Origin of the sequence: Burkholderia sp. MS455 (assembly GCF_016899445.1) — a bacterium.
GTDB classification, from domain to species: Bacteria; Pseudomonadota; Gammaproteobacteria; order Burkholderiales; family Burkholderiaceae; genus Burkholderia; species Burkholderia pyrrocinia_C.
Genome location: NZ_CP041777.1, coordinates 917,463 through 941,586, shown reverse-complemented (window position 1 = coordinate 941,586; position 24,124 = coordinate 917,463). Strand labels below are relative to the sequence as shown.

Sequence of the window (24,124 nt, the reverse complement as noted above, 5' to 3'; positions counted from 1 at the left end):
GCATTCCTTCCGACACAATACTGGAGCTATCGATGGATACCGAAACCATCCATGAAGTGGTCACGCTCGCCGAGCGCGCGTACCGTATCCGAAGAAACGCCGTGCTGATGGGCGAAGTCCAGGGGCAGGGCTATGTCGGCCAGGCGCTCGACATCGCCGACGTGTTGGCCGTCGCGTATTTCGGCGCGATGCGCTATCGCCCCGACGATCCCGAGTGGGAAGGGCGCGACCGCTTCCTGCTGTCGAACGGCCACTACGCGATCGCGCTGTACGCGGCGCTGTTCGAAGCTGGCATCCTGCCGGCCGAGGAACTCGAAACCTACGGCAGCGACGACAGTCGTCTGCCGATGTCGGGGATGGCGAGCTACACGCCCGGGATGGAAATGTCCGGCGGTTCGCTCGGGCAGGGCCCGACGATCGCGGTCGGTCGTTGCCTGGGCCTTAAGCGCAAGGGCTCGGATGCATTCGTCTATACGCTCTTTTCGGATGGCGAGCTCGACGAAGGTGCGATCTGGGAAGGGCTCATGTCGGCCGCGCACTGGAAGCTCGACAACCTGATCGCGATCGTCGACGTGAACAACCAGCAGGCCGATGGCCCGTCGACGCAAGTCATGGCATTCGAGCCGCTGGTCGACAAGCTCGAGGCATTCGGCTGGTATACGCAACGTGTCGACGGCAACGATATCGACGCGGTAAAGCGCGCGTTCGACAACGCGCGCCGGCATGACAAGCCGCAGCCGCGGATCATCGTCTGCGACACGAAGATGGGGCGCGGCGTGCCGTTCCTCGAAGCACGCGAGAAGAGTCATTTCATCCGCGTCGATGCGCACGAGTGGAAGCTCGCGCTCGACGCACTCGAAGCAGGGAGACACGCATGAGCACCGTCGACAACAAGCCTCGCCTGAAGACTTCCGCGATGATCGCGTCCATCGCGGCAGAAGGGCAGACTACGCGTCCCGCGCCGTTCGGCCATGCGCTCGCGAAGCTCGCGCGGACGAGCAGCAATGTGATCGGAATGACCGCCGATCTCGGAAAGTACACCGACCTGCATATCTTCGCGAAGGAATTCCCGGAGCGTTACTACCAGATGGGCATGGCCGAGCAGTTGCTGATGGGCGCGGCCGCCGGATTCGCGCACGAAGGGGCGCAGCCGTTCGTCACGACCTATGCGGTATTCGCCACGCGCCGTGCATACGACTTCATTCATCAGGCGATTGCCGAGGACAATCTCGATGTGAAGCTGGTGTGCGCATTGCCGGGACTGACGACCGGCTACGGGCCGAGCCACCAGGCCGCCGAAGATCTGGCGCTGATGCGTGCGATGCCGAACATGACGGTGATCGACCCGTGCGACGCGCTGGATATCGAGCAGATGGTGCCGGCCATTGCTGCGCACAAGGGGCCGGTATACGCACGCCTGCTGCGTGGAAACGTGCCGGCCGTGCTCGACGAATACGATTACCGCTTCGAACTCGGCAAGGCCAAGCTGCTGCGCGACGGCAACGACGTGCTGTTGATCTCGTCCGGGATCATGACGATGCGCGCGCTCGAGGTTGCGAAGGCACTCGAAGCCGATCGCGTCGATGTGGCCGTGCTGCACGTGCCGACGATCAAGCCGCTCGATACGGCAACCATCGTGCGCGAGGCGGCGCGCAAGGGACGCATGGTGATCGTCGCCGAGAACCATACGGCGATCGGCGGGCTCGGCGAAGCGGTGGCGACTGCGTTGATCGGGGCCGGCGTTGCCGTACCGTTCCGCCAGATCGCGCTGCCGGATGCGTACCTTGCCGCGGGCGCGTTGCCGACGTTGCACGAGCGCTACGGGATCTCGACCGGCGCGATGCAGGCGAACATCAAGTCGTGGCTCGCGTAGCAGCTGAAGTCACCGACGCCGCCGGTGTGCAGCCCGCAGAGCAACGGCATGGCTGAGCGCTTCGTGAGGACGATGAAGCGCGGCTATGTGGCCCTGATGCCGAAACCGGATGCAGCGACGGCCGCGCGGAATCTCGCCATTGCGTTCGAGCATTACAACGAGAAGCATCCCCGTAGCGCACTGAAGGATCGCTCACCACGCGAGTTTCGACGCGCGGTGGATTCATCGACCGTAGCGTGAGGCTGTGTCCGGGACTACGGGGTAACTCCACTTTGTGTCGTGGACGCGGTCGCCATCGGCTCCGCGGCACTTGACACGTGGTGTTGCGCCGGGGGGGGCGCTGAGGCGGCAAGCAGCGTGGATTCTGGTCCGGATTGTCCGTTGGGGGCGGCGAGGTGTGCCGGAACTGCTGCCGTCACAACAGGCAGACCCGACGCAGCTTGACCGTTCTCAGATAGACGGATTTATCGAGCCACGGCACGAACACATACTCGTCGTATGCGTCGCAACCGATCAGAATCCAGTGGGACAGAACGTTGGACATGATGGTCTCCTTGACTGCGCTCGTTTCGATGTGCAGGGTGCCGACGCGTCGCGATCGTCATCCGTCGTGCTCACACACCGTATACCCGGCGAGCACCGCGCCTATTCCCGAAACCGTGCGATGCACTTCATGCGCGGGATGTCGTGCGTCGCCGGAATAAACGGGCCCGCTCCGCGGTATGCCGATCAAGCGGCGGACGCATCGAGGGGAGGCGCCAATGAACGGCAAGCGGAGGCAAACCCGGGACATTCCAGGCCGATCGCAGCGCGACGGCAAGGGTGCCCCGAAGGTGAACGAGGCACGGCGGCCATCGTCGTTCCAGGATCGCGTCGGCATGCGCCCGCCGTGGCGCAACCGCGCGCCGCGTCCCGCGCAGCACGCGATCGACTCCGATGCCGGTAAACCGGCGTCGGCGCAAGACGGGAAGCGCAATGCCGCGCGAAGGCTGCAACTCGGCTCCGGCATCCTGCTGTGGTTCTATATTTCCGTCCATATGGTCAATCACGCGCTCGGCATCTGGTCGATCGATATCGCCGAGCGCGGGCTGCATCTGGCAATCGGGCTCTGGCAAAGCGCGCCCGGCACGATCCTGTTGTACGGCGCGGCCGGCCTGCATTTCGCGCTGGCGGTCCGCACCATCTACGGCCGCCGACACTGGGCGCTGCCGCCCGCCGAATGGCTTCGTCTGTGGGCGGGACTCAGCCTGCCCATGCTGTTGATACGCCACGTCGTCGGGACACGGGTTGCGACATCGTTTTACGGCTTCGAGCCGAACTACGAACGGGTCATCGCGTCGCTCCTGACGAGCGGCACGCAGGGTTTGCAGATCGCGCTGCTCGCACCGGGATGGGTGCACGGCAGTCTCGGGCTGTGGTTTCATTTGCGCCGCCATGCATTTTTTCGGCATGCGAAGTTCGTGCTGCTGGCGATGCTCGTCCTGCTGCCCGTGCTGTCGGCGGCGGGATTCGTGCAGATGACGCGTGCGATCGTGCCGGGAAGTCTCGCCGTGCCGGCGCCCGACGCGGCGCTGCTTGCGCACCGCGCCGCGCTCGATGGCTGGCGACATCTCCTCGTTGCCGGGTATCTGTCGTTGATTGCGGGTGCGTTCGTCGGCGGTCAGTTGCGAAACAGGCTCTTCAGCGGCGATTCGCACGATCCATCCCACGAGCAGCGGCGAACGGACGCGTGAACGCCACACGCCCACTCGCGGTTCGCGTTCCGCGCGTGTCGGCCGCCGGCCTTCGGAGATCGTGACCGATGGCCGTGAGCCACAAACAGTTATTCGACATCGCAGCCCGGATCGTTACAATCCGCTGCATACACTGCACCCACTGGCGCAAAGCCGCCCGACAGGGAGTCCTCAATGTCCGGAATATCCATCAGGTCCGCAAATATCGACGATGCACAGGCGATCGCCGATTTCCACGTCAAGGTCTGGCGGCATACCTATCGCGATCTCGCACCGGCGCAAGCGCATGCCGTGCTCGACGAGCGCTATCGTGGCAAAAGATGGCAGGAAAAGCTGGCGTCGAACGATGGCGACCAGCTCGTGCTCATCGCGCAGACCGACGACAGGATCGTCGGAATCGGCGCGGCCGGCGCGCCGTCGGAACCGATATTCGACGGCCGTGGCGAGATCAAATTCCTGTATGTCGATCCCGAATTCAAGCGTCGCGGCATCGGCCGCAAGCTGCTTGCCCAACTCGCGACGCATTTGAGAGGGTTGCGGTATCAGGGCGTCGCGTTGAGTGTCGTCAACGGAAACGCATCCGCGATTGCCTTTTATGAGGCGCTGAATGCGCGGTTTGCCGGCGAGTACGTCGATGCGGGGCCGATCTGGCGCTCGCACAACATCGTCATGGTGTGGGACGACCTGGCGAATCTCATTTGAATCTCGTTTCCTGACCGAAACCCTGCCGCAGGCAACGACGCGCATCACGCGAGGCAGGCGCGCAGCCACGACGTGAACGCGGTCACGAGCGGCGTCCCGGTCAGCTCGTGACGCGTGACGAGATAGTACGCATGACGCGACGGCACCGTTGCGCTGAATGGCCGCACGAGCGTGCCGTCGATCAGGTCGTCGCGCACGGACAGGCTGTCGCCGAGCGCGACGCCTTGCCCGTGCACCGCGGCTTCGACGCCGATGTGCGCGTTGCCGATCTCGAGGATGCGGATGCCCGGCAGCTTGTCGGCGTTAGCTTCCGCCAGCCAGCGCATCCACGAGCCCGCATGCTCGCAGAACAGCGTGCGTCCCGCGAGATCCTGCACCTTGCGGATCGCATCGGGCCCGTTCATCAACGCCGGGCTCACGACCGGGAACAGCGCCGGATGATCGAGCAGCTCGACGTGCCGGTTGCGCCAGGTACCTTCCCCGTAGCGGATGCAGACGTCGACGTCCGTCGAATAGATCTCGCGTTCGTCGTTCGACGGAATCACCTTCAGGTGGATGCCCGGATAGCGCTCGAGAAAATCGCCGATGTGCCGGGCGAGCCAGCGCGACGTCAGCGACAGCGGCGTCGACACGACGAGATCGCCGACGGCGGCCGGCGAATCGAGCCTGACGGTGGCGTTCGCGATCATGTCGAATGCGGTGCCGACCGGTTCCAGCAACGCCTCGCCTTCTGGCGTGAGCTTCACGCGCGCCTTTGATCGGACGAATAGCGCGACGCCGAGCGTGCTTTCGAGAATGCGGATCTGGTGGCTGACCGCGCTCGCGGTCACGTGCAGTTCGTCGGCGGCGGCCGACACGCTGCCGCGCCGGGCGGCGGCCTCGAATGCGCGAAGCGGGTTCAGCGGGGGCAGGCGGTTGCGCATCGGCGGGCGCGTCGAAGGCGACGGTGCTGAGAAAAACTTCATTTAAGCGGAGCCAATTTCTCGCTACAACAAAAAAAATTGAATGCCTACAGTGGGGGCAATCCAACCGAGTCGAGGTCGACCGCAATGAGCCTTACCGAACCGATCGAACGCCTGTGGGGCGGCCGCTTCCAGTCGGAGCCGTCCGACGCGCTGCAGAACCTGTCCCGCTCCGATCCGAGTTTCTACCGTCTCGTGCCGTACGATCTGGCGGGCTCCCGTGCGCATGCGCGCGAGTTGAACCGCGCCGGCATCGTGAACGACGACGACCTCGCGCAGTTGCTGGCCGCGATGGACGGCATCGCGCGCGACTACGCGGCCGGTGCGATCGCGCCGTCGCTCGCCGACGAGGACGTGCACACCTTCCTCGAGCGCGTGCTCACGCAGCGGCTGCCGGCGCTCGGCGGCAAGCTGCGCGCCGGGCGTTCGCGCAACGACCAGGCGGCGAACGACCTGCGCCTGTACCTGCGCGACAAGGCGCGCCAGCTCGTGCGCGGCGTGCTCGACCTGCAGCAGGCGCTGGTCGGCCAGGCGAGCCGGCACGTCGACACGGTGACCGCCGGCTTCACCCATCTGCAGCCCGCGCAGCCGATCGTGTTCGGTCATCAGTTGCTTGCGCATGCGCAGTCGCTGTATCGCGACGCCGACCGCCTGGTCGACTGGGACCGCCGCACCGCGCGCTCGCCGCTCGGCGCGGCCGCGCTGGCGGGCTCGGCGATCTGCGTGCGACCTGAGCTGTCCGCGCAGGAGCTCGGTTACGACGCACCGTGCGAGAACTCGATCGACGCCGTGGCCGCACGCGATCACGTCGCCGAATTCGCGTTCGTCGCGAGCATGCTGGCCGTGAACCTGTCCCGCCTGTCGGAAGAAGTGATCCTGTGGACGTCGCGACAATTCCGCTGGGTGGAACTCGACGACGGTTATGCGACGGGCAGCTCGATCATGCCGCAGAAGAAGAACCCGGACATCGCGGAACTCACGCGCGGCAAGGCGGGGCGCCTGATCGGCAACCTGACGGGCCTGCTCGCGACGCTGAAGTCGCTGCCGCTCGCGTACAACCGCGATCTCGCGGAAGACAAGATCGCCGCGTTCGATTCGATCGACACGCTCGAACTCGTGCTGCCGGCGATGGCGGGGATGATCCGCACGATGCGCGTGAACGTCGACGAGATGCGTCGCCAGGCGCCGCTCGGCTTCACGCTCGCGACCGAGGTCGCGGACTGGCTTGCGCTGACGGGCGTGCCGTTCAGCGAAGCGCACGAGATCACCGGCGCGCTCGTGCGGGCGTGCGAACGCGACGGCATCGAGCTCGCGGACGCAAGCGCGGAACAATTGCAGGCCGTCGACCCGCGCCTCGCGCCGGCGGTGCGCGCGCACCTGACGCTCGACGCGGCCGTCGCCGCGCGCGGCGGCGCGGGCGGCACGTCGCCCGCGCGCGTGCGCGAGCAGATCGGCCGCCTGAGCGGCGCGATCGAACGCCAGGCCGCCTGGGCGGCCGACTACCGGGGGCCGTCATGCTGAGCGCCTCCGATTCGAGCCGTCTCGACGGCGCATCCGGGCCGGCCGGCGCCGCGGCAGACGATACCGCCGGCCTCGTGCGCGTGCGCCGGCGCTACTGGGGCCGCTATGTCGCGTCGATCGCGATCATTGCCGCGCTCGCCTACGTGGCCGCCGCGTTCGCGCGCGGACAGATCGAGTGGCACGTCGTCGGCCAGTTCCTGACCGCGCGCTCGATCCTGACGGGGCTCGGCAACACGATCGTGATGACCGTTCTCGCGATGACGCTCGGCGTCGTGCTCGGCGTGGTCACCGCGGTAATGCGGCTGTCGTCGAACCCGGTGCTCGGCGCGATCGCGCAGGGCTACATCTGGTTGTTCCGCGGCACGCCGATCATCCTGCAACTGCTGCTGTGGTTCAACCTCGCGCTGGTGTTCCCGACGCTCGGCATCCCGGGCATCGCCGAATTCCGGACCGTCGACGTGATGACGCCGTTCCTCGCGGCGGTGCTCGGGCTCGGCATCAACCAGGGCGCGTATACGTCGGAAGTCGTGCGCGCGGGGCTGCTGTCGGTCGACACCGGCCAGTACGAGGCCGCGAAATCGATCGGCATGCCGCGCCTGCAGGCGCTGCGCCGGATCATCCTGCCGCAGGCGATGCGCGTGATCGTGCCGCCGATCGGCAACGAACTGATCGGCATGGTCAAGCTGACGTCGCTCGCGAGCGTCGTGCAGTACGCGGAGATGCTGCACAACGCGCAGAACATCTACTACGCGAACGCCCGCGTGATCGAGCTGCTGATCGTCGCGGGCATCTGGTATCTCGCGGTCGTCACCGTGCTGTCGCTCGCGCAGGCGCGCGTCGAACGGCGCTTCGCGCGCGGCGCGGGCCGCGCGGCGGGCCGCACATGAACGGCACGACCCTCAACCATCGGGAGAACGTCATGACGAACGCGGTCGTTCGCGCGGTAGACGTGCGCAAGTCGTACGGCGATTTCCAGGCGCTGCACGGCATCACGCTCGACGTCGCGCAGGGCGAAGTGCTGTGCATCATCGGGCCGTCGGGCTCGGGCAAGAGCACGTTCCTGCGCTGCATCAACCAGCTCGAGACGATCAGCGCGGGCGCGCTGTGGATCAACGGCGAACTGGCCGGCTACCGGCGCGCCGGCGACCGGCTCCACGAGCTGTCGGAGCGCCAGGTTGCGCGCCAGCGGCTGGCGACGAGCATGGTGTTCCAGCGCTTCAACCTGTTCCCGCACAAGACCGCGCTCGAGAACGTGACCGAGGGCCCCGTGCAGGTGCTCAAGCGCCGCCGCGCGCAAGCGGACGAGGAAGCGCGCGCGCTGCTCGCGCGCGTCGGGCTCGCGCACAAATGCGACGCGTTTCCGGTCGAGCTGTCGGGCGGCCAGCAGCAGCGCGTCGCGATCGCGCGGGCGCTCGCGATGCATCCGCAGCTGATCCTGTTCGACGAACCGACGTCGGCGCTCGATCCCGAGCTCGTCGGCGAAGTGCTGGCCGTGATGCGCGATCTCGCGAAGAGCGGGATGACGATGATCGTCGTCACGCACGAGCTCGGCTTCGCGCGCGAGGTGGCCGACCGCGTCGTGTTCATGGACGGCGGCCGGATCGTCGAGAGCGGGCCGCCCGACCAGGTGCTGTCCGCGCCGACGCACGCGCGTACGCGCGATTTCATCTCGGCCGTGATTGCATGAACGGGCCGGGCGCCCCGGACCGAAGCGCCCGAACGATTCCACCGTCAACGATACAAGCCCACCACGACAAGGCGCCCCCCATGAAAGCATCCGTCCTGACCCGCACGCTGGCCGCCGTCGCATTCGGCGCGCTCGCGCTGCATGCCTCCTTCGCAGTCGCCCAGGCCGCGAGCGCGAAGCGCACGCTGAACGTCGCGATCGTGCCGAACTATCCGCCGTTCGAATACAAGGACCCGGCGACCGACAAGCTCGCGGGCTTCGACGTCGATCTCGGCGAAGCGCTCGCCGCGAAGATGGGCGCGAAGCTGAACTGGGTCGAAACGAGCTTCGACCAGATGATGAGCGCGGTCGCGACGCAGCGCGTCGACATGATCCTGTCCGGCATGACCGACCTGCCGACGCGCCGCGATGCGGTGACGTTCGTCGACTACATCGAGACGGGCCCGCAGTTCTATACGCTGAAGGCGCGCGCCGGCGAGTTCGCGCAGATGGGCGCGCTGTGCGGCAAGCGCGTCGGGTCGAGCCGGCGCACGTCGTTCCCGGACAACACGACCGCGTGGAGCGCGGAGAACTGCGTGAAGGCCGGCAAGCCGGCGATCGTCGTGGTCGGTACCGACGGCTCGTCGGACGCGCGCATGCAGTTGCGCCAGAACCGCATCGACGCGGCCGTGCAGGGCGGCGAGACGCTGCCGTACCAGAACAGCCTCGAGCAGAATGCATACGCGCCGGTCGGCAAGCCGTTCCTGTCGCAGTACACGGGCATCGGCGTCGCGAAGAGCAATACCGCGCTGAGCAGCGCGCTGACGACGGCGCTCAACCAGCTGATTGCCGACGGTTCCTACCAGAAGATCCTGGCGAAGTGGGGGCTGCAGGAACATGCTGTGACGAAGGCGATGATCAACGGCACGCACTGAGCGCGCGATGACGGCCCTCGCTCCCCGCTGGCCGGACGCGAAGCGCGCGTGCGTCGCGCTCGCGTTCGATCTCGACGGCCCGACCGGCGACGCGATGCTGAACGGGTCGATCTGGCGCAACCCCGCGTATTTCACGCTCGGCAGCTACGGGCCGTGGCGCGCGCTCGGCCGCTTGCTCGACATGCTCGCGGCGTTCGACCTGCCCGCGACGTTCTTCGTGCCCGCGTGGGTTGCGCGGACCTGGCCCGCGCAATGCGCGGCGATCGTCGAGCGCGGCCACGAGATCGGCTACCACGGCTACCGCCACGAAGCGTTCTGGACGCTCGAGCCCGGGCGGCAGCGCGAGATCATGGCGCAGTCGGCCGACGTCTTCGCGCGTACGCTCGGCGTGCGGCCGGTCGGGTTCCGCACGCCGTCCGGCGACTGGAGCGCGGCGACGGTGGCCGTGCTGCGCGAAGCCGGCGTGCGCTATTCGAGCTCGATGCGCGGCGACGACCGGCCGTACCTGCTGCACGGTGACGACGGCGAGGCGCCGCTCGTCGAGATACCCGGCCGCTGGGAGACCGACGACTACGCGTCGCTTGCGTATCACCGCAACCCCGACTATCCGGCCGGGCTCGACCGGATCGCCGGCTACGGCGTGACGCTCGACAACTGGACGCGCGAATTCGACGGCGTATACCGCGAAGGGCTGTGCCTGACGACGCTGCTGCATCCGAAGGTCTGCGGCAAGCCCGGCCGCATCGCGCTGCTCGAGGCGTGGCTCGGCCACATGCGCGCACAGGATGGCGTATGGTTCGCGCGCTGCCGCGAAGTGGCCGACTGGTGGCTTGCGCAGCACGCGCGAGACGCGCAACCCACGCAACGGAGCGGCCTGTGACGACACTCCCTTCATGGCCGGGCGGCGCGCGATGCGCGGTCGCGATCACGGTCGACTTCAACGACATTCACGGTATCCAGACACGCGAGCCGCGCATCGTCGGCCGCGAGAAATCGCTGTCGGTCTGGCGTTACGGCGCGACGCGCGGCGTCGATCGGCTGCTCGATGCGTTCGATGCGTTCCGCGTACCGGCGAGCTGGTTCGTCCCGGGCATCGTCGCCGAAACGCATGCGGATGCGGTGCGCGCGATCGCCGCAGCCGGCCACGAGCTCGGCGTGAGCGGCTATCGCTGCGAGGATTTCGACGCGCTGCCGCTCGCCGCGCAGGTCGATGCGTGCCGCGCCGGACGGGCGGCGCTCGCCGACACGATCGGCCGCGACGTGGAAGGCTTTCGCTCGTTCACCGGCAACTGGGCCGACGGTTTCCCGGATTTCCTCGTCGCGGAAGGTTTCACGTGGTCGTCGTCGTGGCGCGGCGACGATCTGCCGTATGTGCATCCGCGCGGCGACGGCGGCGCGGACGGCGCGCGGCTCGTCGAGCTGCCGCTGCACTACGAACTCGAGGACGAGCCGTACTTCGAGTTCAACCTGTCGCCGCCCGTGCCGGTCGGTCAGCCGCGCATCGCGGCGTACCGCGACGTGCTCGACAACTGGCGGCGCGACGTCGACGGGTTTCGGCGCTTCGGGCTGTGCTGCGTGCTGCGCCTGCATCCCGAGATCATCGGCACGGCAGCGCGGATCGACCTGCTGCGCGCATTGCTCGCGCATCTGCGTGACGCGGGTGACGTCTGGTTCGCGACGGGGCGCGACATCGCGCGCTGGTGGTGTGCCCAGGCGCCCGTCAATGCGCCCGGACATCCGGTCGACGTGTTCGCGCACTGCGTGGCGGAGGAGTCGGCGCGATGACGATGACAACCGATACGCGCGCCACGCGGCTCGCGGCGTTCGTCGCGCAGACGTCCGCCGACGCGTTGCCGGACGACGTCGTCGCGAAGGCCAAGCGTCATGTGCTCGACACGTTCGGTGCCGCGCTGGCGGGAACGTCCGCCGTCGAGACGCGCAGCGCCCGTGCGCTGACCGGCGCCGTCGCGCAGGGCGGCGCGCCGCTGTGGGGCACGCGGCGGACCGCGGGCGCGCGCGATGCGGCGTTCGTCAACGGGATTGCCGCGCACGCGCTCGAACTCGACGATTCCGGCGGCTGCGATCATTCGGGCCGGTCGTGCTGCCGGCCGTGCTCGCCGCGCTGTCGTGCGCGGGGCGCACGGTGACGGGCCGCGAATGCGTGGCGGCGATCGTGCTCGGCTACGACGTCGGCCGGCGCGTGCTCGAGGCAGCGGGCGGCTACTCGGTTCACAACGGGGCGGGCTGGCACTCGACGCTCAGTTGCGGCGTGTTCGGTGCGGCGGCCGCGAGCGCGCGCGTGCTCGGGCTCGACGCCGCGCGCACGCGCGACGCGCTCGGCCATGCGGCGAGTTTCGCGGGCGGCCTGTGGGGTTTCATCCACGACGGAGCGCAGACGAAGCGGCTGCACGCCGGGCGTGCGGCGGAGGGCGGCGTGCTTGCGGCGCTGCTCGCGCGCGAAGGCGTGAGCGGCCCCGCGCACGTATTCGACGACGTGTGGGGCGGTTTTTTCAACACGTTCGCCGCACAATCGCATATGCCCGACGCATTGACCGACGGCCTCGGCGCGCACTGGAAGCTGATGCGCTGCTCGATCAAGCCGCATGCATCGTGCCGCAGCGCGCATGCGGCTGTCGACGCGGCGCTGCAGCTCGCGGACGGCCGCATCGTCGAGGCCGGCGAGATCGAGCGGGTGGTCGTGCGCACGAGCGCGTTCGTGGCCCGCATGTGCGGCGGTCGCGATCTGTCGACGCTGTCGTCCGCGCAGATGAGCCTGCCGTATGCGGTGGCGGCGGCGCTGGCGTTCGGCGACACGGGGATCGGCGTGTATCGCGCGGACCGGCGCACCGATTCGCGCGTGACCGCGCTGCTCGCGCGCATCACGGTCGACGCCGATCCGGCGCTCGGCGATCTCGACGAGCCGACGGTGATCCTGCATCGCCCCGATGGACGGCGGGAATCGCGCCACGTGCCGATCGCGCTCGGCGACCCGCGCAATCCGCTGTCGGACGCGGCGCTGCTGGCGAAATATCGTGTGTTGGCGGGCATGGCGCTCGACCAGGCGCAGGTCGATGCACTGAGCGACGTATGCCTGTCGCTGGACCGGCAGGCGGATGCGCGCGTGATGAACGACTGGCTCGCAGGCGATGCCGAAGCGGCGGGCGCGATCGTCTGAATGTCGATGTCGTGTCGAATCGGTACGAGCGTACCTGTCCGGGGAGCGGGAATGAACGTGCGGCATCCGAAGCCGCAAGCACGGGACGGGCTGTCCGCAGCGTTGGCCGCAGGTGAACCGGAAATTATGCCCCTGTCGATATAAAGGGCGCACGCATTAAAAAAATCGCCCGGAGGCGATGAAAGAAGTGCGCCATCCGTCTCTCTTGCCGCATCGGTCATTTCCCGGGGGAAATCGGGAAAAACGCTCATGCTGCGTCAGAACTCGAATGTGATCGCTCGAAGTCCGATCTTGCTTCGAGAAATGACTCGCCTCGATTCCGCCCTTATTCGCGAGCATCCGCATCCCCTCCCGCATGTCGGCAACGAAATCGGTCGAATGCCGTTCATGTCGGCCGCGTTACGGCGTGTCGTTACGTAACGTATGCGAACGCCGCAGTTGCGCAAACGTTAAACAGGATTGTTTTGATTTATTCATACCTTTCAAATTTGGGACATAGGTCATTGGTTTATCGAGGATTTTCCGCGCTGCAACAAGAGAACGCGTCCCGGTGGCACGGATCGTGCGTCAAATGACTTGTGCAGAAGTAGTTAATACCATAACGCTAGACCAATCATGAATCAGATCAACACTCCTATATCCGGACGCGACGCGGGGGCGAAGCGGTCGATTCCGGACACTCAATCGATAAATCGCGTCCATTCGCCAATCCATTCGCGATGGCTCGGGCGCGGCATTTCCGTTGCCATGCCGAATCGTGTTGAGACGTCCTTGCGGCGGCCATGCATCGGCGCGGGGGCATGAGCCTAAGTAACCGGTAGTTCGTCCGCGGTCTGGATTCCCGGCGTGAATTGAACCGCCCATTCGATAAAGGCGCGTTCAATTTCATATAGGAATACGAATTTATTGATTAATTCATCGATGGGCCAATGACACCCGGGATGAATGTTGTCGATGCATCGGGATACCGAGGGCGGAGCATGTCCGGCGTCGCTCGGGAAATGTCCGTCGACGTGGTGATCGGAACGGACGCGTTTGACCGCAAATACGGCGCCATCGTGCGCCGCCTGGAGAATATCCATGTTCGGATTTCAGTCGATTATCGCGCGCCTGCTCGATGCGCTCGTGGTGGTGCTGGGGGCGGCTGCAGCGTCGCACGTGCGGTTCGATGACGATACGCTCGGCCGGCCGGACGCGATGGTCGTCCCGTTTGTCGCGATGCTGGCGCTCGCCGTCTTTCCGGCATGTCAGGTGTATCAGTCCTGGCGCGGGCGGTCGTGGATCGCGATGATCAGCCGCATCAGCGCCGCATGGGTCGCCGTGCAGGCATGCAACCTCGTGCTGCTGTTCGCGATGCATCGCGTCGATCAGGTATCGCGGTTGTGGTTCGTCTACTGGACGGCAATCGCGGGATGCGGATTCGTCGTCGTCCGCCTGGCTGCCTATACGATGCTCGCGCGCGTCAGGCATGCGGGACTGAATCTTCGCAAGGTGGCGATCGTCGGTAACGGCGCGCATGCCGTGCGTGTGATCGAAACGCTGGCGCTGTCGCCGGCAAGCGGGTTTCGCCCCGTCGTGCTCCACGATCCCGCGGGATCGTCCAACGGCATCATCCCGGCGATCGCGGATTTCACCGAATTCGCCGCGGCAGTGCGTGCCGAAGCCGCGACGGAAATCTGGCTCGCGTTGCCGATCTCCGAGGAACGGACGATCCGGCGCGTGCTGAAGACGTTCGGCGACGATCTGATCAATATCCGCTTCATGCCGGACATGTGCAGCATCGCGCTGCTCGGCGGAACGATGATGGATCTCGTCGGCATGCCGGCGATCAACCTCGTTGCATCGCCGATGTCGCATCACGCGTTGATGCAGAAGGCGCTGTTCGACCGGGTATTCGCGGCAGCAGCGCTCGTCGCGCTGGCGCCGCTGCTCGGCCTGATCGCGCTGGCGGTCAAGCTGTCGTCCCCGGGCCCGGTGTTGTTTACGCAGTACCGGAAAGGTGCCGATGGCCGGGTGTTCCGGATCTACAAGTTCCGCACGATGCGCGTGCACGCCGAACCGGCCGGCATCGTGCACCAGGCGACCCGGGGCGATGCGCGCATCACGCGGGTCGGCGCGTTCCTGCGTCGCACCAGCCTCGACGAGCTGCCGCAGTTCTTCAACGTGCTGCGCGGCGACATGTCGGTCGTCGGGCCGAGACCGCACGCCATCGAGCACGACGATCTGTACCGGCCGCTCGTCGAGGGATACATCCATCGTTACCGGATCAAGCCGGGCATCACCGGATGGGCGCAGGTCAACGGCTATCGCGGCGAGACGGATCACCTCGACAAGATGGTCGGCCGTGTCCAGCACGACCTCTATTACCTGCGCAACTGGTCCTTCGGGCTCGACATGAAAATTGTCGCCGCCACGGTGCTGAAGGGCTTCGTCCATCCGAACGCCTACTGAGCCCGGCCATGATCGAACGCATTCTGGTCGTCTGCGACGGCAACGCATGCCGCAGCCCGATGGCGAGCGCGATGCTGGCACGCGCGCTGCCGTCCGTGCAGGTGCGTTGCGCAGGACTGATCGCGCTGGCGGGCCGGCCGGCCGCACAGGCTGCGATCGACGTGATGCGCGAACGCGGCTTCGACATCACGTCGCATATCGCGCAACCGGTGCATCTCGGCCACGTGCGTGCATCGCAACTGATCCTCGCGATGACGCTCGTGCAGTGTCGCGAGATCGAGCGCCGTTACCCGTTCGCGCGCGGTCGCGTCTTCCAGCTCGACCATGCCGCGAAATGCGATATCGCGGATCCGGTCGGCAAGTCGGCGGACGTGTTCGATGCCGTGGCGCGTCACATCGAGCGCGCGGTGGCGCACTGGATCGCGCGGATTCCCGCAGCTGCCGCACGGGGGCACTGCTGATGCGACGCCATGTCGGTCGACTCGCGATGCTCATCGGCCTGTCGTGTGCATCGGCTGCGCACGGCAATGCACCGGCGGCGCGCCCTTCGGCGAATGCGCCGCGGTGGATCGTGGGGCTCGCGGATACCGCGTCCCAGACCTCGAATCCGTGGCGCGGATCGATCGCAAAGCCGGCGGTCGCGTCGGGCGTCGCGGTGCCGGCGGTCGGCAACTACGCGCCGCTGCCGATCGAGCGGCAGATGCGGGCGTTGTCGATCGACGCGCTGGGCATGCCGGCGGCGCATCGCACGCGCGGCGCGGCACGCGTCCCGAATCGGCCGCGCGGCGGGACCGACAACGCGGCAGGCGACTGGCCGGGCATGGAGCCGCCCTGGTCCCGTTCGTCGTGGTGATCGACCGGGCGGCGCGGCATGAGGGCGAAGCAAGCCAAACCCTCACGCGAAGAAATGAACATATCCGTGAGCACGGCGCCACGGACGGAATTGACGATAGCGCGACATACGAGGCGGCAATGGGCAAATCATTCGACGGTATATCGACAGGAAGCAGACGGGGCTGCGCGCTGGCCCCGCTCGTGCTGTCCGTGTTCCTGACGGCATGTGCCGTTGCGCCCGGCATGCGGATGACCGGCTCGCAGGAATTGCCGGTGGCCAGCGCGCGCAACGGCGAACCGGCACGGTCGCTCGATGTGCCGATCCGGGAAATCGACGTCAACCTGCTGCAATCGATGCGCGACGACAGCGACGCGGCCGGGCACGTCGACGCGCTGTTGCGCGAGCGCACGAAGGGCGGCTATCGGATCGGCGCCGGCGACGTGTTGCAGATCACGGTGTGGGATCACCCCGAACTTTCCGCGGCGGCGCCGACGAATCAGTCGTCGTCGACACAACGGCAGAGCGACCCCGTCGGCGGCTTCGTCGTCGATGAAACCGGCAGCGTGCAGTTTCCCTATGTCGGCACGCTCGCGGTCTCGGGCAGGACGACGACCGAGGTGCGCGATGCGTTCCGCGTCGCGTTGACGAAAACCTTCCGCGACCCGCAGGTCACCGTGCGCGTCACGTCGTACCGCAGCCAGCAGGTCTACGTCGAAGGCGAGGTGCGCAATCCGGGCGTCCAGCCGATCAACGACGTGCCGATGACGCTGATCGAGGCGATCGATCGCGCGGGCGGGCTTCAGCCGACGGCCGATCGAAGCCGCATCGAGCTGCTGCGCGGCGACGAACATTACGTGCTGAACCTGTCCCTGCTCGTCGCACGACGCATCGATCCGGCCCGCATCCTGTTGCGCAACCGGGACGTGCTGCGCGTGCAGTCGCGCGAGGACAACGGTGCGTTCGTGATGGGCGAGGTCGCGAAGCCGACGCTCGCGCTGCCGCTGCGCGACGGCTCGTTGACGCTCGGCGATGCGTTGCAGCAAGCCGGCAGCTTCAACAGCGGCACCGCCGACACGGCGCAGGTCTACGTGATTCGCGGGCGCGGCTCGAGTACCCCCGACGTGTTTCATCTCGACGCGAAGTCGCCGGTTGCGATGGTGCTCGCGAACGACTTCAGGCTGGCGCCGAAGGATGTCGTTTATGTCGACGGCAACGGCCTCGTCCGACTCAGCCGCGTGCTGTCGCTGCTGTTGCCCGCCATCAATGCCGGCATGACCGGCGCGCTGGTCGCGAAATGAACCGCCGGACCCCGATCGACACTGGATTTGCGATGACAGACCTTTCCGAAGCACGGCTGTACGACGCGGCGTTGTACGACGACGCGCCCCTCTCGTCCTACGTCGATATCGTGCTGGCCCGGTGGCGCATGGTGCTGGGCATCGCGGCCGGCGTGTTCCTGCTGGGGCTGCTGTATGTCGTATTCGCGACGCCGGTCTATCGTGTCGACGCGACGATCCAGGTCAACGAATCGACCACGGCGGGCAATTCGCCGTTGCACGACATCGCGGCGTTGCTCGACAACGGGAGCACGACCGCTGCCGAACTCGAACTCGTGCGCGCGCGCATGGTGATCGACTCGGTTGTCACGAAGCAGCATCTGAACCTCATCGCCGAACCGCGCTATTTGCCGTTGATCGGCCGTTGGGTCGCTCGTCGCTATCGGGACGACGGCGTGGCGCGGCCGCTTTGGGGGTTGTCCCGGTTTGCATGGGGCGGCGAGCGATTCGACGTCGTCACGTTCGAGACGGCCGGGAAGAAGAGCCACGACGGCATCGACGCGCTGGACGGGCTCTGGTTCGACGTGACCGCCGAAGGCGGCGGACGCTACGTGGTCAGGGACGAGGACGGCGACGTCGTGCTGAAAGGCGAGGTCGGCGTGCCGGCGCACGGGCAGTACAAGGCGCAGCCGCTGACGCTGCTGGTCGCCGCCCTCGACGCCAGGCCGGGCACGGCGTTTCGGCTCAGGCGCATCCCGCAGCTCGAAGCGGTCTCCCAGCTCCAGGACGATCTGACCGTCGAGGAAAAGGCCAAGCAATCCGGCATCCTGACCGTCACGCTCGAGGGCGACGACCGGACCCGCATCCGGGACATCCTGCGGGCCGTGGTCGACGGTTACGTCCAGCAGAACAAGGAGTACCGGAGCGAGGAGGCCGCCGCGACGCTGGCATCGCTGAAGAGCAGCATGCCGACCGTCATGAAAGCGCTGAAGGATGCGGAGGACAAATACGCGGCGTTTCGCGCGCGCACGGGGACGGTCGATCTCGACGAACAGGGCAAGCTGCTGCTCGGCCAGGAAGTGGACATCGAGACGCGCACGCTCGAACTCAAGCAAAAGCGTGTCGACCTGATCGCGCGGTTCGCCGACGGCCATCCGGCCGTGCAGGCGCTCGACGCCAACCTGGCGGAACTGGCGGGCAAGGCGAAGGAACTGAAGGCGCTCGAAGCCAGGTTGCCCGATACGGAGCGGGAGGGCCTCGGCGTGCTGCGTGACGTGCGCGTCAACACCGAGCTGTATACGAACCTGCTGAACACCGGACAACAGCTCGAGATCGCCAGGAGAAGCGAGATCGGCAATGTCCGCGCCGTCGACTTGCCGGTCCTGCCGGTGAAACCGGTCAAGCCCAGGCGCCTGCTGCTGGTCGCGCTGTCGTTGTGTGTCGGGATTGCCCTCGGCGTCGCCGCCCCGTTCGCACAGCGGGCGGTATGGGGCCGCGTCGAACATTCCGAGCACCTCGAGCAGGTACTGGGCGTACCGGTCTATGCGGTGGTGCCGCATAGTCGGGAGCAGCGGCGTCTCGTGCGAAACCAGCAGCATGCGGGACAGGGCGCGCATGTTCTCGCATCGGAAATTCCGGAGGACGTGACCGTCGACGCGATCCGCAGCCTGCGCACGACGCTGCAGTTCACGATGTCCGAGTCGGGGCACAACGTGATCATGGTCACGAGCCCGCAGCCCAGTGCGGGCAAATCGTTCCTCTGCGCGAACCTGGCTTCGCTGTTCGCGTCGGGCGGCAAGCGCGTGCTGCTGATCGATGCCGATATTCGCCGCGGTCAGTCGCATCGCCACTTCGGGCTGCTGGCGGCGCCCGGCCTGCCCGACGCGATCGCGAGCGGCACGCTCGAGCGCGGCGTCCAGAAATCGGCGGTTGCCGGCGTCGACGTGCTCGCGCGCGGTGCCGTCGCCCGCACGTCGGAGCTGTTCAACGACGGCCGCTTCAAGATGCTGCTCGACACGGCATCGCGTCTCTACGACATCGTCATCGTCGATACGGCCCCGATCCTCGCGCTGCACGATGCGGCGACCATCGGCCGCCACGGCGCGACGACGCTGCTGTGCGTCCGGCATGGCCGTAGTTCGATGCCGGAGATTCGCGAGGCGGAGCGTCGCCTGCGCAATGCCGGCATCGCGATCAGCGGCGTCGTGCTGAACGACGTGCCGCGGCGCCAGGCCGTCTACGGCGCGTATGGCGAAGGGAAATACGCGTATGAAACCGAGCACTGAGCCAGCGATTCGCGACATCGCGCTGCTCGCCGCGAGCGACCGCGCATCGCCCGCCGGCGAGCGGCTCGGCGCGCGCACGGTGCGAAGCCTCGCGTGGGCGCTGGTGCAGGCGTGGGGCGGCAAGCTCGTCACGCTCGTCACGTATCTGCTGGTCGCACGCTGGCTCGGCCCGGCGGACGTCGGGCTCGCGGCCGCGGTCACGCTGTCGCTGTCGCTGGTCCTGATGATCGCCGAGGGCGGCTTCAGCGACGCGCTGGTTCAGCGCGCATCGCTCCACGACGACGACCTCGAATGGCCGTTCGCGTGTTCGATCGGCATGGCGGTCGTGCTCGCGGCCGTGATGTTCGTGCTGGCCGGGCGCGTCGAAACGTGGCTGGGCGTACCCGGCCTGGCGCCGTACCTGCGGGTGGCGTGCGCGTTCGTGCCGATCGGCTCGGCGAGTTCGTTCCAGGAGGGGCTGTACAAGCGGCGGCTGGATTTCAGGACGCTGGCCATGCGTCAACTCGTGTCGGTGAGCGTCGCGGGCGCCGTGGCGGTCGCGCTGGCGATCGCGGGCGGCGGCGCGTGGAGCCTGATCGCGCAGGCGGCGACCTTCATGACGGTGTCCGCGCTCTGGCTCTGGCGCAGACCGGTCTGGCGGCCGCGCGGCCGCCGCAACGCGTCGACGTTCTGGCCGATCGCGCGCTTCGGCGGGCACGTCGTCGCGTCGAGGCTGATCGACTGGTGCGCGACGCGAACGGTGGACCTGATCGTCGTCGCGCTGTACGGCGCGGCCGGGCTGGGCATCTACGCGATCGGGGCGAAGCTCTATCAGACGGCGCTGGAACTGCTGTGCCGCGCCGCGACCGACGTCGCGCTCGCGGTGCTGTCGCGTGTCGCGCACGACGCCGGGAAAATGGCCGCTACCTATCTCGACGTCACGGGGCTGGCCGCGATGGCCGCGGCGCCGCTGTTCGTCCTGATGGCCGTGTCGAGCCGCGACATCACGATCGTGCTGTTCGGTGCGCGCTGGGCCGACAGCGCCGCGATCATGACGCCGCTGATGGGGCTCGGCGCGATTCAGACCGTCCAGTTCATCAACGGCGCATTCCTGGCTGCGCGCGGCCGGCCGAACGTCGCGATGTGGCTGACGTTCGTCAAGCTCGTCCTGGTGCTGGGCGCGATGGTCTGCCTGCCGTCGCACGACGTCGCGGGGCTGGCGTGGCTGTATGTCGGCGCCGTGCTGTGTATCACGCCGCTCAGCTTCGGCGCCGTCGTCGTCGAGCTGTCGATCGATCCCCGCCGCTTGCTGGGGCGGCTGGTGCCGCCGTATCTGATTGCGCTCGGCTGCGCGCTGGTCGTATCGCGGCTTGGCGCGTATCTCGGCGGCGTATCGCCTCTGGTCAGGTTGCCGCTTCAGGTCGTTTGCTTCGGCGCCGCTTATGCCGGCGCGACCTGGATATTGCGTCGTCAGGCCGCCCGGCAAACCGTGGCGATGCTGAGCGCATTGCGCGATGCGAGGAACCGGACATGAGCCGCCTCGCGCCGCAGGTGCCGCGGCAACGCGCGTCGTCGTCCGGCGTATCGACGATCGGGCCGCATGTGCGCTTCGATCTCGCGGACGCGGTCTTGCTCGTATTGCTGCTGCTGAGTTCGATCCAGTTCCTGAAGATCGGCGGCGCGCAACTGGGCCAGATGTTCGCGGTGCTCGTGCTGCCGGTGCTGCTGGTGCGGCGCCGGATCCCCGTCGGCGCATGGGAAATCTGGGCCTTTGCGTTGTTTGTCGGCGTGGCGCTGTCGACGACCTTTCTGTCCGGCTATCCGCGCTTCAAGGCGGCCGAGCAGATCGTGAAATTCGGGTTCGTGATGCCGGCGTTCTATTTGATCGGCCGCTATTACGGCGCGCGGGCACGCACGCGGCCGTTGCCGTTCGGTTATGTCGCGATCGCGGGGTTTCTGGCGTTTCAGTACGCGCTGCAGTATTTCGACGTCCCGGTGCTGTACGAAAAAGTCGACTTCATGCAGAACGCGATTCACGGTTCGTTCAAGGAGCGCAACTGGTTCGCGGCGTTTTTCTTCCTGACCGCCTACGCGTGTTTCCTGCAGTCGCCGCGCCGCATTCCCGACGTCGTGAAGTTCGTTGCGCTCGCACTCGTCGTGACGCTGCTGAGCGAATCGAAGACGGTGCTGATCGCATGCGCGATCGTGATCCTGCTGCAGGTGCGCGGCTATTTCTTCGCGAAAGTGCTGACGATGGCCGCCGGGGCGGCCTTCTATCTGTACATGTTCACGCGCGAACTGACCGGCGACCAGCTTCAGGTCCGGCTGCAACAGGAGCGCGGGCTTGCCTTCACGGAATCGATCAAGCTGGTCGGCCGCGACTGGATCGGTCACGGCTTCGGCTTCGTCGAGCATTACTTCTCGCACTCGGCCGTCGCCGTCCGCGGGCTCGGCGAGGGCACGAGCGCCGTGTTTTGCGCGCCGCTGGATCTGATGCTGGTGGCCGGCCCGATCGGGCTGCTCGCGTGGGCGGTGTTCTTTGCGGGCCTCGGTCAGGGCCGGCGCGCGATGGTGTTGCTCGCGCCGCTCGCGGCATGGTCGCTGATCAACCCGATGCACCAGAGCGAAACGTCATACCTGTTCGTCGGCTATCTCGCGTCGTTCGCGTTCGCTCCGCGGGCGGCACGCCGGAAAGCGCGCGCCGCGCCGCGCGTGTTGCGGCCCCGATCCATTTTCCCGTCCGGACCTACCCGATGAAATTCTCCCTCATCATGGCGACGCTCGGCCGCAGCGACGAGATCGTGCGCATGTTCGATTCGCTGGTGCTGCAAGCCTATGCCGACCTCGAAGTGATCGTCGTCGACCAGAACCCGGACGACCGGGTCGAGCGGATCGTCGACCGGTATCGCGACCGGCTGACGATCGTCCATCTGCGATCCGGCAAGGGCAAGTCGCGGGCGACGAACGTCGGCCTGAAGGCCGTGACGGGCGACGTGGTCGGGTTCCCCGACGACGATTGCTGGTATCGGCCCGGGACGCTCCATGCGGTCGCGGCGCGCTTGTCCGCCGACCGGATGCTCGACGGCGTGACGGGCATGAGCGTCGACGCCGCGGGCCGGCCGTCGCAAGGACGGTGGGCGACTTCGGGGCAGACCGTCAACCGCTTCAACGTGTGGGTATGCGCGACGTCGTACACGATCTTCCTGCGCCGGTCTGCCGTGCATGCGGCGGGACAGTTCGACGTGGACCTCGGCGTGGGCGCGACCACGCGCTGGGGAGCGGGGGAAGAAGTCGACTTTCTCGTGCGCGCGCTGCAGGCGGGGTGCCGGATCGATTACGACCCGCATCTGCGTGTCCATCATCCCGAGCCGCTCGCCGTGCTCGACGAGCAGGCCTATGCGCGCGGCCGGCGCTACAACCGCGGGTTCGGGCATGTGCTGCGCATCAATCGCTATCCGCTCGCCTACGTCCTTTACATGATCGCGCGGCCTGTCGCCGGCTGCCTGCTGTCATGCGTGCGCCGCAATCCCCGGCGTGCGAAGTACTACTGGATCGCCGCGTCGCATCGACTGCTTGGCTGGATGGATTGAACGATGAGCACGATCTTCTCCGCTTCGACCGAATGCACCGACCGTGCCGAGCGTGCCGAGCGCGCGCGTCTAACCGTCTATACCGACACGCGCTGGCCGGTTGGAACCGGCATCCACAACGTGATGGCGGCCTATGCCGAGCGCGCGCCGTCGACCGTCCGCATCGAGCCGCTGGCGGTCGGCGGCGGTGTCGCGCACCCGCTGTCGCCGCTCGCGTTGAGCCGCGCGCTGAGGAGGCTGCCGGCCCGCAATGCCGTGTTCTGGAATCCCGGGTTCGTACCGGCCGCGTTGCCCGGTTTCCCGTCGGTCGTCGTGGTGCACGACCTCACGCATCGCCACTTCTATACGCGCGCGCATCGCTTCTACTACGACACGGTGCTCCGGCCGCTGTACCGGCGTTGCACCGCGATCGTCTGCGTGTCCGAGTTCACGCGCGACGAATTCCTCCGCTGGTCTGGCATGCCGCCGGATCGCGTTCACGTGATCCACAACGGGACCGACGCTGCATACCGGCGCAACCGCGACACGCTCGGCTATCCGTTTCCGTACGTGCTTTATCCGGGCAACCGGCGCAACTACAAGAACCTGCACCGGTTGATCGCGGCATTCGGCGCGAGCGGGCTGTTGCCGCTCGGCGTGCGTCTGATGCTGACCGGCGACCCCGACCCGGCGCTGCTTGCGCACGCCTCGCGGCACCGATGCGCGGACGGCCTCGTATTCGCGGGGGTATTGCCGAACGATGCGATGCCGAAACTGTATCGAGGCGCGCTGTTCGTCGCTTTCGTGTCGCAGTACGAAGGTTTCGGCCTGCCGATCCTCGAGGCGATGGCATCCGACGTACCCGTGCTGACCTCGAGCGTGTCGGCGATGCCGGAAGTGGCGGGCACCGCCGCGATGCTCGTCGACCCGTTGTCGGTCGTCGACATCGCGGTCGCCATGCGCCGGCTCGGCACCGAGGCCGTGTGGCGAGACGCGCTCGTCGCGCGAGGCCGGGAGCAGACCCGCCGGTTCGACTGGGACACATCGGCGCGCACGTTCTGGCGGCTCGTCGAGCAGGTCGGCGCGTCGGCATGACGCGCACGTCAACGAACAGAGCCGGGCAAACCGGCCGACACAATCCACCACGGCGCGGGGTATCAC

The 24,124-nt window shown here is 67.1% G+C and carries 24 protein-coding genes and 1 pseudogene; 22 read left to right on the top strand and 3 right to left on the bottom strand.

Translation table 11 applies throughout. From position 1 onward, the window contains the following. Positions 1 to 32: 32 nt before the first annotated feature. The 3 genes and pseudogenes from FPJ27_RS03970 to FPJ27_RS03960 form a co-directional block, all read left to right on the top strand. Entirely contained in the window at positions 33 to 878 is an 846-nt protein-coding gene (locus FPJ27_RS03970; protein ID WP_204420904.1) for a transketolase, read from the top strand. Further along, entirely contained in the window at positions 875 to 1,873 is a 999-nt protein-coding gene (locus tag FPJ27_RS03965) for a transketolase family protein (protein ID WP_175964004.1), read from the top strand. Before FPJ27_RS03970 ends, FPJ27_RS03965 begins: the two co-directional genes overlap by 4 nt. A 21-nt stretch (positions 1,874 to 1,894) precedes the next feature. After that, positions 1,895 to 2,113, top strand: a pseudogene (locus tag FPJ27_RS03960) (integrase core domain-containing protein); the annotation flags it as partial. Positions 2,114 to 2,288: 175 nt separating this feature from the next. Here the strand turns inward: FPJ27_RS03960 and FPJ27_RS36785 are convergent. Beyond that, entirely contained in the window at positions 2,289 to 2,417 is a 129-nt protein-coding gene (locus FPJ27_RS36785) for a hypothetical protein (protein ID WP_256260748.1), read from the bottom strand. A gap of 334 nt (positions 2,418 to 2,751) precedes the next feature. Here FPJ27_RS36785 and FPJ27_RS03955 point away from each other — a divergent pair, with 334 nt between their 5' ends. Both FPJ27_RS03955 and FPJ27_RS03950 read left to right on the top strand, forming a co-directional pair. Next, entirely contained in the window at positions 2,752 to 3,606 is an 855-nt protein-coding gene (locus FPJ27_RS03955; protein WP_239483144.1) for a hypothetical protein, read from the top strand. Positions 3,607 to 3,897: 291 nt separating this feature from the next. Then, positions 3,898 to 4,308 carry a GNAT family N-acetyltransferase gene (locus tag FPJ27_RS03950; RefSeq protein ID WP_343300092.1) on the top strand — a complete coding sequence of 137 codons (411 nt, stop codon included), beginning with the start codon at positions 3,898 to 3,900 and terminating at the stop codon, positions 4,306 to 4,308. A 44-nt stretch (positions 4,309 to 4,352) separates the two neighbouring features. Here FPJ27_RS03950 and FPJ27_RS03945 read toward each other — a convergent pair whose 3' ends face one another. Further along, positions 4,353 to 5,231, bottom strand: a complete 879-nt coding sequence (locus FPJ27_RS03945; protein ID WP_204420902.1) for a LysR substrate-binding domain-containing protein — start codon at positions 5,229 to 5,231, stop codon at positions 4,353 to 4,355. A gap of 126 nt (positions 5,232 to 5,357) precedes the next feature. On the opposite strand from FPJ27_RS03945, the gene argH reads away from it, so the two are divergent. The 8 genes from argH to FPJ27_RS36775 all read left to right on the top strand — a co-directional run bounded on the left by argH (position 5,358) and on the right by FPJ27_RS36775 (position 12,567). Further along, positions 5,358 to 6,791 (top strand): argininosuccinate lyase, encoded by a 1,434-nt coding sequence (argH, locus tag FPJ27_RS03940; RefSeq protein WP_111021030.1) that lies wholly within the window; start codon positions 5,358 to 5,360, stop codon positions 6,789 to 6,791. After that, positions 6,785 to 7,678 (top strand): amino acid ABC transporter permease, encoded by an 894-nt coding sequence (locus FPJ27_RS03935; protein WP_204420901.1) that lies wholly within the window; start codon positions 6,785 to 6,787, stop codon positions 7,676 to 7,678. Before argH ends, FPJ27_RS03935 begins: the two co-directional genes overlap by 7 nt. Further along, on the top strand, positions 7,675 to 8,478 hold the full coding sequence (locus FPJ27_RS03930; RefSeq protein WP_072443996.1) for an amino acid ABC transporter ATP-binding protein: 804 nt from the start codon (positions 7,675 to 7,677) through the stop codon (positions 8,476 to 8,478). The genes FPJ27_RS03935 and FPJ27_RS03930 overlap by 4 nt, the downstream gene beginning before the upstream one ends. Before the next feature lie 80 nt (positions 8,479 to 8,558). After that, positions 8,559 to 9,392 carry an ABC transporter substrate-binding protein gene (locus FPJ27_RS03925; RefSeq protein WP_065504466.1) on the top strand — a complete coding sequence of 278 codons (834 nt, stop codon included), beginning with the start codon at positions 8,559 to 8,561 and terminating at the stop codon, positions 9,390 to 9,392. A 7-nt stretch (positions 9,393 to 9,399) separates the two neighbouring features. Continuing rightward, the gene (locus FPJ27_RS03920) at positions 9,400 to 10,272 is read left to right on the top strand and encodes a polysaccharide deacetylase (protein ID WP_204420900.1); all 873 of its coding nucleotides are present in this window, start codon (positions 9,400 to 9,402) and stop codon (positions 10,270 to 10,272) included. Continuing rightward, positions 10,269 to 11,177 (top strand): polysaccharide deacetylase, encoded by a 909-nt coding sequence (locus FPJ27_RS03915; RefSeq protein ID WP_072443990.1) that lies wholly within the window; start codon positions 10,269 to 10,271, stop codon positions 11,175 to 11,177. The genes FPJ27_RS03920 and FPJ27_RS03915 overlap by 4 nt, the downstream gene beginning before the upstream one ends. Continuing rightward, positions 11,174 to 11,539, top strand: coding sequence for an MmgE/PrpD family protein (locus FPJ27_RS36780; protein ID WP_275557380.1), 366 nt, complete (start codon positions 11,174 to 11,176; stop codon positions 11,537 to 11,539). Before FPJ27_RS03915 ends, FPJ27_RS36780 begins: the two co-directional genes overlap by 4 nt. Beyond that, the gene (locus FPJ27_RS36775; protein ID WP_275557379.1) at positions 11,491 to 12,567 is read left to right on the top strand and encodes an MmgE/PrpD family protein; all 1,077 of its coding nucleotides are present in this window, start codon (positions 11,491 to 11,493) and stop codon (positions 12,565 to 12,567) included. Before FPJ27_RS36780 ends, FPJ27_RS36775 begins: the two co-directional genes overlap by 49 nt. An 806-nt stretch (positions 12,568 to 13,373) precedes the next feature. Here the strand turns inward: FPJ27_RS36775 and FPJ27_RS03905 are convergent. Next, positions 13,374 to 13,649 carry a hypothetical protein gene (locus FPJ27_RS03905; protein WP_204420899.1) on the bottom strand — a complete coding sequence of 92 codons (276 nt, stop codon included), beginning with the start codon at positions 13,647 to 13,649 and terminating at the stop codon, positions 13,374 to 13,376. On the opposite strand from FPJ27_RS03905, the gene FPJ27_RS03900 reads away from it, so the two are divergent. The 9 genes from FPJ27_RS03900 to FPJ27_RS03860 all read left to right on the top strand — a co-directional run bounded on the left by FPJ27_RS03900 (position 13,648) and on the right by FPJ27_RS03860 (position 24,058). Continuing rightward, positions 13,648 to 15,018, top strand: coding sequence for an undecaprenyl-phosphate glucose phosphotransferase (locus tag FPJ27_RS03900; protein WP_204420898.1), 1,371 nt, complete (start codon positions 13,648 to 13,650; stop codon positions 15,016 to 15,018). The two genes, FPJ27_RS03905 and FPJ27_RS03900, sit on opposite strands and share 2 nt — an antisense overlap. 8 nt (positions 15,019 to 15,026) lie before the next feature. Beyond that, positions 15,027 to 15,479 (top strand): protein tyrosine phosphatase, encoded by a 453-nt coding sequence (locus FPJ27_RS03895; RefSeq protein WP_072443982.1) that lies wholly within the window; start codon positions 15,027 to 15,029, stop codon positions 15,477 to 15,479. Then, positions 15,479 to 15,871: a hypothetical protein gene (locus FPJ27_RS03890; RefSeq protein ID WP_204420897.1), complete on the top strand. Its 393-nt coding sequence runs from the start codon at positions 15,479 to 15,481 to the stop codon at positions 15,869 to 15,871. The genes FPJ27_RS03895 and FPJ27_RS03890 overlap by 1 nt, the downstream gene beginning before the upstream one ends. A gap of 119 nt (positions 15,872 to 15,990) precedes the next feature. After that, on the top strand, positions 15,991 to 17,151 hold the full coding sequence (locus tag FPJ27_RS03885) for a polysaccharide biosynthesis/export family protein (RefSeq protein ID WP_204420896.1): 1,161 nt from the start codon (positions 15,991 to 15,993) through the stop codon (positions 17,149 to 17,151). A 32-nt stretch (positions 17,152 to 17,183) separates the two neighbouring features. After that, positions 17,184 to 19,415: a polysaccharide biosynthesis tyrosine autokinase gene (locus FPJ27_RS03880; protein ID WP_204420895.1), complete on the top strand. Its 2,232-nt coding sequence runs from the start codon at positions 17,184 to 17,186 to the stop codon at positions 19,413 to 19,415. After that, positions 19,399 to 20,928, top strand: coding sequence for an oligosaccharide flippase family protein (locus FPJ27_RS03875; protein WP_204420894.1), 1,530 nt, complete (start codon positions 19,399 to 19,401; stop codon positions 20,926 to 20,928). Before FPJ27_RS03880 ends, FPJ27_RS03875 begins: the two co-directional genes overlap by 17 nt. Next, the gene (locus FPJ27_RS03870; RefSeq protein ID WP_239483143.1) at positions 20,925 to 22,151 is read left to right on the top strand and encodes a hypothetical protein; all 1,227 of its coding nucleotides are present in this window, start codon (positions 20,925 to 20,927) and stop codon (positions 22,149 to 22,151) included. Before FPJ27_RS03875 ends, FPJ27_RS03870 begins: the two co-directional genes overlap by 4 nt. Next, complete coding sequence (locus FPJ27_RS03865) at positions 22,148 to 22,984, top strand: glycosyltransferase family 2 protein (protein ID WP_072443974.1); 837 nt, start codon at positions 22,148 to 22,150, stop codon at positions 22,982 to 22,984. The genes FPJ27_RS03870 and FPJ27_RS03865 overlap by 4 nt, the downstream gene beginning before the upstream one ends. 3 nt (positions 22,985 to 22,987) lie before the next feature. Further along, positions 22,988 to 24,058 carry a glycosyltransferase family 1 protein gene (locus FPJ27_RS03860; protein ID WP_072443972.1) on the top strand — a complete coding sequence of 357 codons (1,071 nt, stop codon included), beginning with the start codon at positions 22,988 to 22,990 and terminating at the stop codon, positions 24,056 to 24,058. Positions 24,059 to 24,124 lie beyond the last annotated feature (66 nt).